Below are 15,068 nucleotides of genomic sequence, written 5' to 3' on the forward strand. Positions count from 1 at the left end.
TTATTCTTCTCTGGTAAAAGGGATATAGAGGGTAAAAATGGTGCCAAAAGGATTATTGTTATCGACGATAATGTCACCATTGGCCTGCTTGACGTAGCTGTGCACCAACCATAATCCAATTCCGTGATCGCCGTTGTTGTGGGTGGTCACTCCACGCTCGAAAATATGCTGGCGGATATTTTCGTCAATACCACATCCCTGATCGGCAACTTCAATAATGACTTCATTACCTTCGCTATTGATCAGGCACTCAATCTGTCGCGAGCCTTCGCGATTGAGCAGGGTGGCGTTATAGGCGTTGTCCAATAAATTGCCAACAATCGAAATCCATTCATTATGCGAGAGCGATGACGGCAGGTGTTCAACAAAGCTTGAAGGATCGAAAATCAGCTCCAGCCCCAGCTCTTTTGCCCGATAATATTTACCGATTAATAGCCCCGCAAGGTGGTGGTCGCGGAAATTATGGGAAATAAAATCGAGTACTTTCTGGTGGCTTTCCGACTGCTGCTGAATCAGCGCCAGCGCATTATCGTAGCGCTTCAGGAACAGCAGTCCGGCAATGGTGGAAATAAGGTTGCGATGCTCATGCTGCACGGCGCGCAGGTTATCGGCGTATTGCCGCACCTGGCTTAACTGCAGGCTGAGTGTATTGATATCGTCTTTGTTGCGAAAGCTAATAACCCAGCCCTGAGGCTGGTTGTCAATAATGACCGCCATGCGACTGGCGATGACTTTCATTTGGTTAAAGGTGACGATCTCATCTTTTTTGTTTTTTTGCGGCGCATCGTAAAAGAAGGCCTCCGGCAACACGACATGGTGGATTGCATAGCCAATGAGTTCAGACTCTGGTTGGCTCAGATTCAGTAAGCGGCGAGCCGTTTGGTTAATGGCGGTAATACGGTGATGGGAGTCAATGGCGATCAACCCTTCAAATACCGACTCAAACAACACGCTTTGCTGAATTAATAGTTGTGAAAGCTGCTGCGGCTCCATGTTAAGCATCTGCTTTTTAATATGCAGCGAGAAGCGGCGGGCGCAGTACAACAGTACCAGCAGCAGTAACGCCATCGGGAACAGCAACGAGCTGATTTGTAAGTTAAGCCAGCTCTCCAACTGTTCCAGAGTATAGCCGACGGAAACAATACCGATGACTTTACCGGTACTGTCCTGAATCGGGGATTTACCACGTAAGGAAGAGCCTAATGAACCTTTGCGCACCGATACGTAGCTTTTAGCGTTATACAGCGCGTCGTCGCTATCACCGCCCTCCATATATTTGCCGATCTCATCCGGGTTGACGTGATACAGTCGCTGACCTTTTTCGTTGCCAACGGTAATGTAAGTCGCGTCCGAAAACGAGCGCATTGGGTCAATCAGCGCTTTGATGCGTGACAAATCATGCGCCTCTACGGCTTCAACTAATTCTGGCATAGCGGATATTTGCATTGCCTGAATAAGCGCACGTTGGCCCACCTGATAATGCAGGCGCTCTTTCGTGATATCGGTCAGATACCAGGTGATTGCCAGCATCACGATGGTGGATGTAAACAGGATCAGTAGAAATATCCGGTTTTGAAACGAGCGTCTGGCAAACCAGCGTGTAATTTCCCGTATAAACATATTGGTATTTAGATATTTAATTACGGTATTTTCTTGCATTCGGCATCACCGGAACCTGAACCAGTTCATACTTACTTTTCTTTCAGAAAAAATTTGGATGAAAATGGGATACGACATGCGTATCCCATCCACTATTACATCGCCAGCACGTATTTCAGCATCACCCCGGCGGCTATCGCCGAGCCAATCACCCCCGCCACGTTCGGGCCCATCGCGTGCATCAGCAGGAAGTTCTGTGCGTCCGACTCCAGCCCCACTTTGTTCGATACGCGTGCCGCCATCGGCACCGCCGACACCCCCGCCGAACCGATAAGCGGGTTGATTTTGTTTTTACTGCACAGGTTCAGCAGCTTCGCCATCAGCACCCCGGCCGCCGTCCCGATACCGAACGCAATCACACCCAGCAGCAGAATGCCCAGCGTCTGCGGCTGCAGGAACTTGTCCGCCACCAGCTTCGCGCCCACCGACAGCCCGAGGAAAATGGTCACGATATTAATCAGCCCGTTCTGCACCGTGTCGCTCAGACGCTCCACCACGCCGCTTTCGCGCATCAGATTGCCAAAGCAGAACATCCCCAGCAGCGGCGCGGCGTCCGGCAGCAGCAGCGCCACCAGCATGAGCAGCACCACCGGAAAGAGGATTTTTTCCCGCTTACTCACCGTGCGCAGCTGCACCATGCGGATTTTCCGCTCCGTCTCCGTGGTCAGCGCTTTCATAATCGGCGGCTGGATTAACGGCACCAGCGCCATATACGAGTACGCCGCCACCGCGATGGCCCCCAGCAGCTCCGGCGCCAGCTTGCCCGACAGATAAATCGCCGTCGGGCCGTCCGCCCCGCCGATGATGCCGATGGCCGCCGCCTGCGGCAGGGTGAAGGAAATCAGACCGAAGTAATTCAGCGTCAGCGCCCCCAGCACGGTGGCGAAGATGCCGAACTGCGCCGCCGCGCCGAGCAGCAGGGTGCGCGGGTTGGCCAGCAGCGGGCCGAAGTCGGTCATCGCGCCGACGCCCATAAAGATGACCAGCGGCGCGACACCGGAGCCAATCGCCACTTTATAGAACAGCGCCAGTACGCCAGGCGTGTAGCCCATGTCCACCGCCAGATTTTCCATCTGGTTCTGGACGGAGGGCAGCGCCAGCGCTAACGCCTCTTTAATGGCATGCACGTCCGGCGCGCAGTTCAGCTTCGCGGCAATCACCGCCAGCTGCCCGGCGTCGTGGTGCGCCAGCAGGCTTTCCAGCGCGGTCAGCGCCATACCCGCTTCCGGGATGTTGGAGAGCAGCCCGCCGAAGCCAATTGGCAGCAGCAGTAACGGCTCGAACTTCTTCGCTATCGCCAGCCACAGCAGCAGCAGGCTGACCAGCAGCATGATGGCCTGGCCTGCGCCAAGGTGCATCAGCCCCATGCCCTGAAGCAGGGCGTTCAGACTTTCCATTTCCGCTCCTCGTCCTTACGCCAGCGTCATCAGGGTGTCGCCGACGGAGACCGCGTCCCCGGACTTCACCGCGATACCGCGTACCGTCCCGGCCTGCGCGGCGCGGATTTCAGTTTCCATCTTCATGGCTTCCAGAATCAGCAGCACATCGCCTTCCGACACGCTCTGGCCCTCGGTGGCAATCACCTTCCAGATGTTGCCCGCCAGCGGCGCGGTGACCGGGGTGCCGGCGCCTGCCGGGGCGGTGGCAGGAGCAGAAGAGGCAGCAGGTGCAGCCGCAGTGAGCTGGCTGATATCGCCGCCGTCGCTGACCTTCACCACAAAGGCTTTGCCTTCCACTTCCACGGTGTAGATACCGGAAGCGGCGGGTTTTGCGGTTTTTTCCTCTTTCACGGCAGGTTTCGCGGCTTCCGCCTGCGGCACCGGCTCAAACGCCGCCGGGTTATTGCGGTTCTCAAGGAATTTGAGGCCGATTTGCGGGAACAGCGCCACGGTGAGCACGTCGTCGATGGCGTTTCCCGCCAGAGTAATGCCCTTCTCCTGCGCCTGGCGCCTGACGTCGGCTTCCAGTTGCGCCAGTTCCGGCTTCAGTAAATCCGCCGGGCGGCAGGTCACCGGTTCAGCCCCTTCCAGCACGCGGGCCTGTAACGCGGCGTTCACCGGCACCGGGGTGTGGCCGTATTCGCCTTTCAGAATGCCCGCCGTTTCTTTGGCAATGGTTTTGTAGCGCTCGCCGGTCAGGACGTTGAGCACCGCCTGGGTGCCGACAATCTGCGAGGTCGGGGTCACCAGCGGGATAAAGCCGAGGTCCTCGCGCACGCGGGGGATTTCCGCCAGCACTTGGTCCAGCCTGTCCGCCGCGTTCTGCTGCTTCAGCTGGCTTTCGAGGTTGGTCAGCATTCCGCCCGGTACCTGGGCCACCAGAATACGGCTGTCATAGCCTTTCAGCTGGCCTTCAAAGGCGTGATATTTCTTGCGCACCTCGCGGAAGTACGCGGCGATGCTCTCCAGCTTCAGGATATCCAGCCCGGTGTCATGCTCAGTACCTGCCAACGTCGCCACCAGCGCTTCGGTGGCCGGGTGGCCGTAGGTGGCGCTCATGGAGGAAATCGCCGTGTCCACGCCGTCAACACCCGCCTCGATAGCCTTCAGCAGGGCCATCTCCGCCATCCCGGTGGTGGCGTGACAGTGCAGGTGCAGGCGCACCTCAAAACGTTTTTTGATTTCGCTGACCAGCTCATACGCCGCCATCGGTGTAAGAATGCCGGACATATCCTTGATGGCAATCGAGTCAACGCCGGTTTCCAGCAGTTGCTCTGTTAAATCCAGCCAGGTCTGCAACGTGTGCGCCGGACTGGTGGTGTAGGAGAGTGTGCCCTGGGCGTGCGCGCCGTGGCTGCGCACCGCCTGCAGGGCGGCCTTCATATTGCGCGGGTCGTTCATGGCATCGAAGACGCGGAACACGTCCATGCCGTTTTTCACCGCCCGCTCAACGAAGCGTTCCACCACATCATCGGCGTAGTGGCGGTAGCCGAGCAGGTTCTGGCCGCGCAGCAACATCTGCAGCGGGGTTTTGGGCATGGCTTTTTTGAGCTCGCGCAGGCGGACCCACGGGTCTTCGCCGAGGAAACGGATGCAGGCGTCAAAGGTGGCGCCGCCCCAGCACTCCAGCGAGCCGTAGCCCACGTCGTCGAGCTGAGCGGCAATTGGCAGCATATCGTCAAGACGCAGGCGGGTGGCGAAAAGGGACTGGTGGGCGTCGCGCAGGACGACATCGGTAATGGCAATGGTCATGGATTCCTCCGGGAATTAAGGGTTAAGGCGGCGATGGTGGTGGATAGCGGCGGCAATCACCGGCTTGAGGCGGGCAAAGTCGTCCGCGGCGGGAACGGCGCGCGGTGCGGGCGCGGCGACGGGTTCCGGGAAGAAGCGAGTAATCACGGCGGACATGCCGCGGATGGCAAAGATGAGCAGGAACAGAAAGCTCAGTACGAACCCCATCCCTAAAAACATCAGGGTGAAACCTTCACCTAGTAGTACAGCTTCATTCATGAATCATTTTCCATAATGAGAGGCACGACGGTGGTCTTGACGACAACCTTCCTGGTGAATCCGGCTAAGGAGTAGAGTGGATTTCCCTTGGCCACCTCTGGCTTTGGCCTCTACTTTTCTCCAGGTCGTTTGCTGCCAAGACACCGCCGTGCGTTTTTTTACACCATCATGCTGAACACGATGCTAGCGATAACCAGCACAATACCGCCGCCCAGACGAGAGGAAATTTGTGCATATGAAATGAGGTTCATACGGTTACAGGCGGAGAGCACTTCCAGATCGCCGGAGCCGCCGCGGTTGGCCATACAAAGACCCGCAGTAATGGATGATTCAATCGGGTAGAAGCCAATCAACCAGCCCCCGATAGCCGCGCCAACGACAGCGCCGACCACGATGATCGCGGCGATAACGACGTTCGCGAACGTCAGGGCATCGATGATCTCTTGCAGATCGGTGTAGCAAACGCCCACACCGACCATCAGCACCCACAGCAGTTGTTTAGAGAAGAAGTCAGAAAGACGTTTCGCCCCGGCTTTAATCTCCGGAGAGCAAAGACCTGATGCGTTCAGCGCAGCAACAATCAGAACCATCCAGGCGAAGTAGTGAATAGAGACGCCGCCGATGCTTGGCAGAATTTTCTTGGCAACAACATAGGCCAGCAGGAAGCAAGTGGTGGATAACACCATGCCAACCGCCGTTTCACGATGGGTAATCTGACCGGCCTTTTCATCATCTTCGGTTTTGAAGGAAGCCTTACGAACCAATTCACCTTCACCGCTAAGCCAGGTGTATTTTTTGCCTATCATATCGAGGAGGGCGGCGAAAATAATGGCGAAGATATTCGCAATGGTCAGAATAGCAATAGCCGTTGAGTAATACTCTTCGCGAGAACGTCCGGTAACCGAGTGATAAATTTCAGACAGAGGCACGGCGCCCGCGCCGTTACCACCGCCCATAATCGGCAGAACGTACAGCATCATGATACGGTCGACCGGGATACCGAAGCACAAACCAATGACGATACCGAAAAGGGACGCGCCGACAATCCCGGCGAGGATGGTTGGGATATAGCCCAGCAGTGATTTTAATAGCAGCTTACGGTTTACCGACAGGATCGCGCCTGTGATCAACACTGCGATAAACAGGTTAAGGAAGTTGCTTTTATCCATTACGTTGCTGATCGCATCAATTTCTTTCTGCGTAAATATGCCAGCATAGACAAAATAAGCTGCAACCAGAAATATCATAACCGGTGCGCCGCCAATATATTTATTGAAGATCGGTAAACGTTTGCCGATTTCACCAAAAATGGCCCCCATAACAAACATAAGAGCAAAACCACCGACTAAGTCAGTCGGTATAGCGTTATAGAAATGAGACAGTAATAAAGTAATTAATGCAAAGGCATAAAGCGGTAGCGGCATACCAAAGATTTTGAATCTGAGTAAATCGCTGGCCCCCTTTTTCTCCGTCGCCGAAGCCTGGGTCATGTTGGTCATAAACATTTTCCTGTGTATTGATGGGTAACAAGACCCGCGCATACTAATAAATTCAATGAACCGTGAGATGTGACTATCTTCACTGAATGGTTGTGTTTTTAATTAATTTAATTATTTTTATTAACTCTGGTTAATTAAGGAAATAAAAACCATAAAGCTTATAAAAGCAAGGGGGAAAGTGTGATGTCTATTCCAGACGAGTAATACAAACGCTGGCGAAATATGCGACGTTATTTGCTGACGGATGCAGAATAGAGTGAATCTAATATTTAAACGCATTTATTTGCAAAAGGATGTATTGCGTCGCGAGTCGGTCGCCATGTTTCTGGAGGGCGTGGGACTCGCCCTGGAAGATGATTGTGAAATCGCGGTATGCGCATATTGGCAGGGTGAGATAGTTGGATGCGGCTCGCTGGCCGGGAACGTACTGAAATGCATCGCCGTTTCCCCGGTTTTACAAGGGGAAGGGCTCAGCCTCAAACTGCTGACTGAGCTGCTTACATTGGCCTACGAGTTAAACCGCAGCGAGCTTTTCCTGTTCACTAAGCCGCAAAATCGGTTGCTGTTTTCTGGCGCGGGGTTTTGGCCCATTGCGCAGGCAGGTGAGCTGGCGGTGTTAATGGAGAACAGCAGTGAACGGTTAGCGCGCTTTTGTCGCCAACTGGCGCTTTATCGTCAACCGGGAAAAACGATCGGCGCCATCGTCATGAACGCCAATCCGTTTACCTTGGGCCACCGTTACCTGGTGGAGCAAGCGGCTGCGGCCTGTGACTGGTTGCATCTGTTTGTAGTCAAAGAAGATGCTTCATTTTTTTCCTATACCGACCGTTGGGCGCTGATCGAACAAGGAATCGCGGGCATTGACAACGTCACGTTGCATTCCGGCTCCGCTTATATGATCTCGCGTGCGACGTTCCCCGGCTATTTCCTCAAAGAAAAAGGGGTTGTGGACGACTGCCATTGCCAGATCGATCTGCAACTCTTCCGTGAACATCTGGCTCCAGCGCTGGGAATTACCCATCGTTTTGTCGGCAGTGAACCGTTTTGTCCGCTGACCTGTGCCTATAACCAGCGAATGCACGACATTTTGCACGATCCGAAGCGTAGCGGCCCGGTTATTGAGGTCGTCGAGTTGGCGCGGGTGGAGAAAAACGGCGTGGCTATTTCCGCCTCTCGCGTCAGAAAACTGTATAGCGAACGTAATTGGCCGGCGATAAGCGCGCTGGTGCCTGTTGGCACCCTGGCATATCTGCAGCGGCATGCCGCCAGACACACTGAAACCATATGACGTAACACCGTTAACAAGGAACATAACTAATGAAAATCATTAAAGATGCCCTGGCAGGCACGCTGGAATCCAGCGATGTGATGATCAGGATTGGTCCATCCAGCGAGCCAGGAATTCGGCTGGAGCTAGAGAGTCTGGTGAAGCAGCAGTTTGGCGCGGCGATTGAGCAGGTGGTTCGGGAAACGCTGGCGAAGCTGGGCGTTGAACGCGCGCTGGTTAGCGTCGATGACAAAGGCGCGCTGGAGTGTATTTTACGCGCCCGAGTACAGGCGGCGGCGTTACGCGCTGCAGAACAAACGGAAATTCAATGGAGTGCGTTATGAGACCTCGTCGCAGTATGTTGTTTATTCCCGGCGCAAATGCGGCCATGTTGAGCACCTCGTTTGTCTATGGTGCGGACGCGGTGATGTTCGACTTAGAAGACGCCGTAGCGTTACGTGAGAAAGATACCGCCCGTCTTTTGGTTCATCACGCGCTTCAACATCCGTTCTATCAGGATGTTGAAAAAGTGGTGCGCATTAATCCACTGAACACGCCGTTCGGTCTGGCCGATCTTGAGGCCGTCGTGCGTGGTGGCGCGGATATCGTGCGTCTGCCGAAAACCGACAGCAAAAACGATGTGCTGGAGCTGGAAGCGCAGGTTGAACGGATCGAACGTGAATGTGGACGTGAAGTCGGCAGTACCAGGCTGATGGCGGCGATCGAATCAGCGAAAGGCGTGGTCAATGCCGTCGACATCGCCACCACCAGCCCGCGCATGGTGGCAATTGCGCTGGCGGCATTTGATTACGTGATGGATATGGGCACCAGCCGGGGCGATGGCACCGAGCTGTTCTACGCCCGCTGCGCAGTGCTGCATGCGGCGCGCGTTGCGGGTATTGCCGCCTATGATGTCGTTTGGTCGGATATCAATAATGAAGAAGGCTTCCTGAAAGAAGTGCAGTTGGCGAAAGGGCTTGGTTTTAACGGTAAGTCCTTAGTGAACCCACGTCAGATTGAGCTGTTACATCAGGCTTATTCTCCGACACGTAAAGAAGTTGAGCAGGCGTATGAGGTGATTGCCGCCGCTGAAGAGGCTGAGTCTCGCGGTCTGGGCGTCGTTTCACTCAACGGCAAAATGATTGACGGCCCGATTATCGACCACGCGCGCAAAGTGGTGGTGCTGTCGGCTTCCGGTATTCGTGATTAAGGAAGGAACCATGAAAGAGACTGTAACCATGCTCAACCAGCAATATGTCGTACCGGAAGGATTACAGCCCTACCAGGGGGTAACAGCGAACAGCCCGTGGCTTGCCAGTGAAACGGAAAAGCGTCGGCGTAAAATTTGTGACTCGCTTGAAGAGGCTATCCGTCGTTCCGGGCTTAAAAATGGCATGACGATATCCTTCCACCATGCGTTTCGTGGTGGCGACAAAGTCGTCAATATGGTGATGGCGAAGCTGGCGGAAATGGGATTCCGCGATCTGACGCTTGCCTCCAGCTCATTAATTGATGCCCACTGGCCGCTTATCGAACACATTAAAAATGGCGTGGTGCGGCAGATTTACACCTCCGGGCTGCGCGGCAAGTTAGGGGAAGAGATCTCCGCTGGCCTGATGGAAAACCCGGTACAGATCCACTCTCACGGCGGCCGCGTAAAGCTGATTCAGAGCGGTGAGCTGAATATTGATGTCGCTTTCCTCGGCGTGCCGTGCTGCGATGAATTTGGTAATGCGAACGGCTTTAGCGGCAAGTCACGCTGCGGCTCTTTGGGGTATGCGCAGGTTGATGCGCAGTACGCTAAATGTGTGGTGCTCCTGACTGAAGAGTGGGTCGAATTCCCCAATTATCCGGCCAGTATCGCGCAGGATCAGGTTGATTTGATCGTACAGGTGGACGAAGTAGGGGATCCGGAAAAAATCACCGCGGGTGCGATTCGTCTGTCCAGCAACCCGCGTGAACTGTTGATCGCCCGGCAGGCGGCCAATGTGATCGAACACTCAGGTTATTTTTGTGATGGTTTCTCGCTGCAAACCGGCACCGGTGGCGCTTCTCTGGCGGTCACCCGTTTCCTGGAAGACAAAATGCGTCGCCACAACATTACGGCGAGTTTTGGCCTGGGCGGGATCACCGGCACCATGGTGGATCTGCATGAGAAAGGGTTGATCAAAGCGCTGCTGGATACGCAATCATTCGATGGCGATGCAGCCCGTTCGCTGGCGCAGAATCCACATCATATTGAAATCTCAACCAATCAATACGCGAACCCCGCCTCTAAAGGCGCGGCATGCGAACGCCTGAATGTGGTGATGCTGAGCGCACTGGAAATTGACGTGAATTTCAACGTTAACGTGATGACCGGTTCAAACGGCGTACTGCGTGGCGCCTCGGGCGGCCATAGCGATACGGCAGCAGGGGCCGATCTCACCATTATTACCGCACCGCTGGTGCGCGGGCGTATTCCTTGCGTGGTAGAAAAAGTGCTGACTACCGTCACGCCAGGGGCAAGCGTTGATGTGCTGGTTACCGACCATGGTATTGCGGTAAACCCCGCGCGTCAGGATCTGCTTGATAACCTGCGTGCTGCGGGCGTGGCGCTGATGACCATCGAACAACTGCAACAGCGCGCCGAGCAACTGACGGGCAAACCGCAGCCGATTGAGTTTACCGATCGGGTGGTGGCTGTGGTGCGTTATCGCGACGGTTCAGTGATTGACGTGATTCGCCAGGTTAAAGGCTGATGAAGGGCACAGACCTGCTGTACCAGGGCCAGGCAGTTACGCTGGAGGAGATGCTACAAGCGCGCGATAAACGTGCCGCCAGGCAGCGTCAGGCGTTGAACTGCTATCGGCTACCGTTGATTTCCCTCACGCTGGTTGCACCGGGCGCCGTTAAAAACTCAGCGGTCTGGCGGCGTGTCGCCGATTACGCAATTGCCGAAATACTGGCGCTTTGCGAACAGAAGGAGTGGGTCAACGTCTGGGAAATGCAGGTAAATGAACGCAGCGGCCCGGAATGGATGGCAGCGGTCTGTGCGCCGGCAATGGCGTTGAAACAGCACATGTCGACACTAGAGATGAGCCATCCGTTAGGGCGGCTTTGGGACATCGACATTATTGATAGCGACGGTAAGTCGCTATCACGCCGTGAACTCGGGTATCCTGCCCGGCCATGTTTGATATGCCAGCAGGATGCTCATCTCTGTGCCCGGGGCAAGCATCACACCCTTGACCTTTTGTTGGATGAAATTGCACGAAGGATTGAATGCTATGAACGTGAGCGTTGTGACTGAACGGCGTACGCCAGCGTACTCATCGCTGGCGGCTGGCGAACTTAATGGGTTGGTTGCAAGAGCGCTGCTGACGGAAGCCAGGCTGACACCAAAACCCGGTCTGGTCGATATTCGTAATTCGGGAGCGCATAGGGATATGGATCTGGCGGCATTTGAACGTAGTACTACCGCCATTGCTCCGTGGATGGAAAAGTTTTTTATCATGGGCAACAACACGGCGGCGCTGGCGGCAGAAAATGTCCTGGTGATGCTGCGTCCGCTGGGGATGGCCTGTGAGAACGATATGCTACAGGCGACCAATGGTGTGAATACCCATCGCGGGGCGATTTTCGCTTTTGGCCTGCTGAGCGCAGCGATTGGCCGACTTCTCGCGCGGGGAGAACCGTTGGAGCAAAATCGTATCTGCGACCAGGTTGCCCGCCTGAGTCGGAATATTGTTGCCCACGAGCTCTCAGCAAAAAAAGCGGGAAAACTGACAAAGAGTGAAACCCATTTCCAGTGTTATGGCCTGTCGGGCGCGCGGGGAGAAGCGGAAAGCGGTTTTCGAACCGTCAGAACGCAGGCTTTGCCGGTGTTTAACCGGGTCGTGCAGGAGCATGACGATACCCATCTTGCCCTACTGCAAACATTGTTGCATCTGATGGCGTGGAATGATGATACCAATCTGGTGTCACGGGGAGGCCTGGAAGGGCTTTACTACGTGCAGCAGCAGGCACAAAAATTGTTGTGGCAAGGGGGCGTATTGGTTGAGGGGGGCATTGAAGCGATGCAGTCCCTCGATGATGAACTCATCCTGCGTAACTTAAGCCCTGGCGGTAGCGCGGATTTACTGGCAGTGACCTGGTTTTTAAGTCATTTTCCTGCCGGTTCCCTCTATCCTGAGTAAGTTTCTCTTCTTTCATTCTCTCCAGCAATGATTCATCCTGCGGGATGAATCATGTCTTTTACTGATATCGCTCCCTGTTTATCATTAATTTCTAATTATCGGCGATTTTAGATGGCGGCCTCCGGGCGCGCTGGTTACTCTGAAAACGGTTTACGCAATTTTTACAAAAGAGAATAGCTATGCATGAAGCACAAATCCGCGTCGCCATTGCCGGCGCCGGTGGCCGCATGGGACGGCAGTTAATCCAGGCCGCCATGGCGATGGAAGGTGTTCAGCTGGGTGCCGCGCTGGAGCGCGAAGGCTCTTCCTTGCTGGGCAGCGATGCTGGCGAACTGGCAGGGGTGGGAAAGTCCGGCGTGACCGTTCAAAGCAGCCTTGAGGCGGTAAAAGATGATTTTGACGTTTTCATCGATTTTACCCGTCCGGAAGGCACGTTGACGCATCTGGCGTTTTGCCGCCAGCATGGTAAAGGGATGGTGATTGGTACTACCGGCTTTGACGACGCCGGTAAACAAGCCATTCGCGAGGCGTCACAAGAGATTGCGATCGTTTTCGCCGCAAACTTTAGCGTCGGTGTTAACGTCATGCTCAAGCTGCTGGAGAAAGCCGCGAAGGTAATGGGCGACTATAGCGATATTGAAATTATTGAAGCGCACCACCGCCATAAAGTGGATGCACCGTCGGGTACGGCGCTGGCAATGGGCGAGGCAATCGCCGGGGCGCTGGATAAAGATCTGAAGGACTGCGCGGTCTACTCGCGTGAAGGTTATACCGGCGAGCGCGTAGCGGGCACGATTGGCTTTGCGACCGTTCGGGCGGGCGACATCGTCGGCGAACATACCGCGATGTTTGCCGATATTGGCGAGCGCGTAGAGATTACGCATAAAGCTTCCAGCCGCATGACGTTTGCAAATGGCGCGTTGCGATCGGCGTTATGGCTAAAAACGAAGAAAAATGGGCTATTTGACATGCGGGATGTGCTGGGGCTGGATGTATTATAGCGACTAAATACCTTCGTGATGTGGTTGTGGTAATCAAGATTAATTGATTACAAAGGGCAATATATTATTGCCCTTTTGTTTTTTTGCCCCCCGGTTATTCGGCCAGATAAATAACGCCTTTCACCATTCATGTTTCGACAGTTTCTTCGCCCACGACATGTTCTGCCGCAGTGGCTTACCGTATGCAAAAGGCACCTCGACCAGACTAATAAGACTGATATCCATTGGGGGGGTAGTGCTGTTCCATGGGGTCATTTTATCTCTTTTACTTCAATGGGTTAGCTTTTTTATGCTGTAGTGAGGCTGGTTGTGTTCCAATCTTATGCGCTAGTCTTAAAGAAAAAGAAGTTGGATCTTTATATCGCGATTGTAATTCTTATTATATTGTCTTAATTTGCTGTTTTTTGTTGGTTTTATGATGCATTTGTTTTATTTTTTATGTTTTTAACATCTTGATTTTTAAAATGTTTTTGTCGTTAATTTGCTTAATTTTGAATTTTTTATGCATTTAATAGTGTTGATGGCTATTAAATGAATTTTTATCGTTGTTTTTTGTTGTTTTAATGTGAAATTTGACCATTTGGTCCACTTTTTATCATGCCAGCCAGTTTTTTGCGAACTAAAGGAAGCGCAAGCGTTTTCTATCGTCACTTAGTTGATCTTTTTGCCTCTTAAATAGAATAACTTCCTTATAATGTGCAAAATAACATAAAAAATACCCTCTTTAAGTTGACTTTTATCCGGCTTAACTTCAGAATGCCGCCGTTTGCCAGAAATCCACGGGTAAGCAAATTTGCATTGCTTCATACTGACTGAATGAATTAATATGCAAATAAAGTGAGTGAATATTCTCTGGAGGGTGTTTTGATTAAGTCAGCGCTATTGGTTCTGGAAGACGGAACCCAGTTTCACGGTCGGGCCATAGGGGCAACAGGTTCGGCGGTTGGGGAAGTCGTTTTCAATACTTCAATGACCGGTTATCAAGAAATCCTCACTGATCCTTCCTATTCCCGCCAAATCGTCACTCTTACTTATCCCCATATTGGTAATGTCGGCACCAATGAAGCCGATGAAGAATCTTCTCAGGTTCATGCGCAAGGTTTAGTGATTCGCGATCTGCCGTTGATTGCCAGCAACTTTCGTAACACAGAAGACCTCTCTTCTTACCTCAAACGCCATAACATCGTGGCGATTGCCGATATCGATACCCGCAAGCTGACCCGACTGCTGCGTGAGAAAGGCGCACAGAACGGCTGCATCATTGCAGGCGATAGCCCGGATGCGAAGCTGGCGCTGGAAAAAGCGAAAGCATTTCCTGGACTGAACGGTATGGATCTGGCGAAAGAAGTGACCACGGCGGAAACTTACCGCTGGACGCAGGGTAGCTGGACGCTGAAAGACGGTTTACCGGAAGCGAAATCTGAGGATGACCTGCCGTTCCATGTGGTGGCCTATGATTTCGGCGCCAAACGCAACATCCTGCGCATGCTGGTGGATCGCGGCTGCCGCCTGACGGTGGTGCCAGCGCAAACCTCTGCTGAAGAGGTGCTGAAAATGAATCCGGACGGCATCTTCCTGTCGAACGGCCCTGGCGACCCGGCCCCGTGCGACTACGCCATCGAGGCGATTAAGAAATTCCTCCAGACCGACATTCCTGTGTTCGGCATCTGCCTCGGCCATCAGCTGCTGGCGCTGGCGAGCGGTGCGAAGACCGTTAAGATGAAGTTCGGCCATCACGGCGGCAACCATCCGGTAAAAGATATGGACCGAAACGTGGTGATGATCACCGCGCAGAACCACGGCTTTGCGGTGGATGAAGACTCGCTGCCAGCCAACCTGCGCGTAACCCATAAATCCCTGTTCGACGGCACCCTGCAGGGTATTCATCGTACCGACAAACCGGCGTTCAGCTTCCAGGGACACCCGGAGGCGAGCCCGGGCCCGCACGATGCGGCGCCGCTGTTCGACCACTTTATCGAGCTTATTGAGCAATACCGTCAGTCCGCGAAATAATC

Annotated in this window: 15 protein-coding genes; 8 read left to right on the plus strand and 7 right to left on the minus strand. The window is 53.8% G+C overall.

Translation table 11 applies throughout. The features are described 5' to 3' along the window. The 5 genes from ACLJPQ_RS10810 to citS all read right to left on the minus strand — a co-directional run bounded on the left by ACLJPQ_RS10810 (position 1) and on the right by citS (position 6,607). Positions 1-1,620, minus strand: a complete 1,620-nt coding sequence (locus ACLJPQ_RS10810; RefSeq protein WP_023194337.1) for a sensor histidine kinase — start codon at positions 1,618-1,620, stop codon at positions 1-3. Between the two features lie 134 nt (positions 1,621-1,754). Further along, positions 1,755-3,056: an oxalacetate decarboxylase subunit beta gene (locus ACLJPQ_RS10815; protein ID WP_080185073.1), complete on the minus strand. Its 1,302-nt coding sequence runs from the start codon at positions 3,054-3,056 to the stop codon at positions 1,755-1,757. Between the two features lie 15 nt (positions 3,057-3,071). Further along, on the minus strand, positions 3,072-4,850 hold the full coding sequence (gene oadA, locus ACLJPQ_RS10820) for a sodium-extruding oxaloacetate decarboxylase subunit alpha (protein ID WP_138010016.1): 1,779 nt from the start codon (positions 4,848-4,850) through the stop codon (positions 3,072-3,074). Positions 4,851-4,865: 15 nt separating this feature from the next. Further along, the gene (locus ACLJPQ_RS10825) at positions 4,866-5,108 is read right to left on the minus strand and encodes an oxaloacetate decarboxylase subunit gamma (RefSeq protein ID WP_001537788.1); all 243 of its coding nucleotides are present in this window, start codon (positions 5,106-5,108) and stop codon (positions 4,866-4,868) included. Positions 5,109-5,266: 158 nt separating this feature from the next. Beyond that, complete coding sequence (gene citS, locus ACLJPQ_RS10830; protein WP_000183602.1) at positions 5,267-6,607, minus strand: citrate/sodium symporter CitS; 1,341 nt, start codon at positions 6,605-6,607, stop codon at positions 5,267-5,269. Positions 6,608-6,851: 244 nt separating this feature from the next. Here citS and citC point away from each other — a divergent pair, with 244 nt between their 5' ends. From citC to dapB, 7 genes are all read left to right on the plus strand, one after another. Next, complete coding sequence (gene citC, locus ACLJPQ_RS10835; RefSeq protein WP_001181445.1) at positions 6,852-7,895, plus strand: [citrate (pro-3S)-lyase] ligase; 1,044 nt, start codon at positions 6,852-6,854, stop codon at positions 7,893-7,895. A 29-nt stretch (positions 7,896-7,924) separates the two neighbouring features. Further along, positions 7,925-8,218, plus strand: a complete 294-nt coding sequence (gene citD, locus ACLJPQ_RS10840; protein WP_000691461.1) for a citrate lyase acyl carrier protein — start codon at positions 7,925-7,927, stop codon at positions 8,216-8,218. After that, entirely contained in the window at positions 8,215-9,084 is an 870-nt protein-coding gene (citE, locus tag ACLJPQ_RS10845) for a citrate (pro-3S)-lyase subunit beta (RefSeq protein WP_080185004.1), read from the plus strand. Before citD ends, citE begins: the two co-directional genes overlap by 4 nt. Positions 9,085-9,094: 10 nt before the next feature. Beyond that, on the plus strand, positions 9,095-10,615 hold the full coding sequence (gene citF, locus ACLJPQ_RS10850; RefSeq protein ID WP_000665573.1) for a citrate lyase subunit alpha: 1,521 nt from the start codon (positions 9,095-9,097) through the stop codon (positions 10,613-10,615). Continuing rightward, positions 10,615-11,166 (plus strand): citrate lyase holo-[acyl-carrier protein] synthase, encoded by a 552-nt coding sequence (gene citX, locus ACLJPQ_RS10855; RefSeq protein WP_000679051.1) that lies wholly within the window; start codon positions 10,615-10,617, stop codon positions 11,164-11,166. Before citF ends, citX begins: the two co-directional genes overlap by 1 nt. After that, positions 11,144-12,052: a triphosphoribosyl-dephospho-CoA synthase CitG gene (gene citG, locus ACLJPQ_RS10860; protein WP_001103238.1), complete on the plus strand. Its 909-nt coding sequence runs from the start codon at positions 11,144-11,146 to the stop codon at positions 12,050-12,052. Before citX ends, citG begins: the two co-directional genes overlap by 23 nt. Before the next feature lie 179 nt (positions 12,053-12,231). Next, on the plus strand, positions 12,232-13,053 hold the full coding sequence (dapB, locus tag ACLJPQ_RS10865; protein ID WP_000544038.1) for a 4-hydroxy-tetrahydrodipicolinate reductase: 822 nt from the start codon (positions 12,232-12,234) through the stop codon (positions 13,051-13,053). Positions 13,054-13,173: 120 nt separating this feature from the next. Here the strand turns inward: dapB and ACLJPQ_RS10870 are convergent, their stop codons facing one another. Continuing rightward, on the minus strand, positions 13,174-13,308 hold the full coding sequence (locus ACLJPQ_RS10870; RefSeq protein ID WP_254892585.1) for a hypothetical protein: 135 nt from the start codon (positions 13,306-13,308) through the stop codon (positions 13,174-13,176). A 204-nt stretch (positions 13,309-13,512) separates the two neighbouring features. After that, complete coding sequence (locus ACLJPQ_RS10875) at positions 13,513-13,704, minus strand: hypothetical protein (protein ID WP_080185003.1); 192 nt, start codon at positions 13,702-13,704, stop codon at positions 13,513-13,515. 213 nt (positions 13,705-13,917) lie between these two features. Between ACLJPQ_RS10875 and carA the strand changes: the two genes are divergently transcribed. Then, positions 13,918-15,066 carry a glutamine-hydrolyzing carbamoyl-phosphate synthase small subunit gene (carA, locus tag ACLJPQ_RS10880; protein WP_000597276.1) on the plus strand — a complete coding sequence of 383 codons (1,149 nt, stop codon included), beginning with the start codon at positions 13,918-13,920 and terminating at the stop codon, positions 15,064-15,066. The last annotated feature ends 2 nt before the right edge of the window (positions 15,067-15,068 follow it).

The organism is Salmonella sp. SAL04213, from assembly GCF_046550535.1.
In the GTDB taxonomy this organism is placed as follows: Bacteria; Pseudomonadota; Gammaproteobacteria; order Enterobacterales; family Enterobacteriaceae; genus Salmonella; species Salmonella enterica.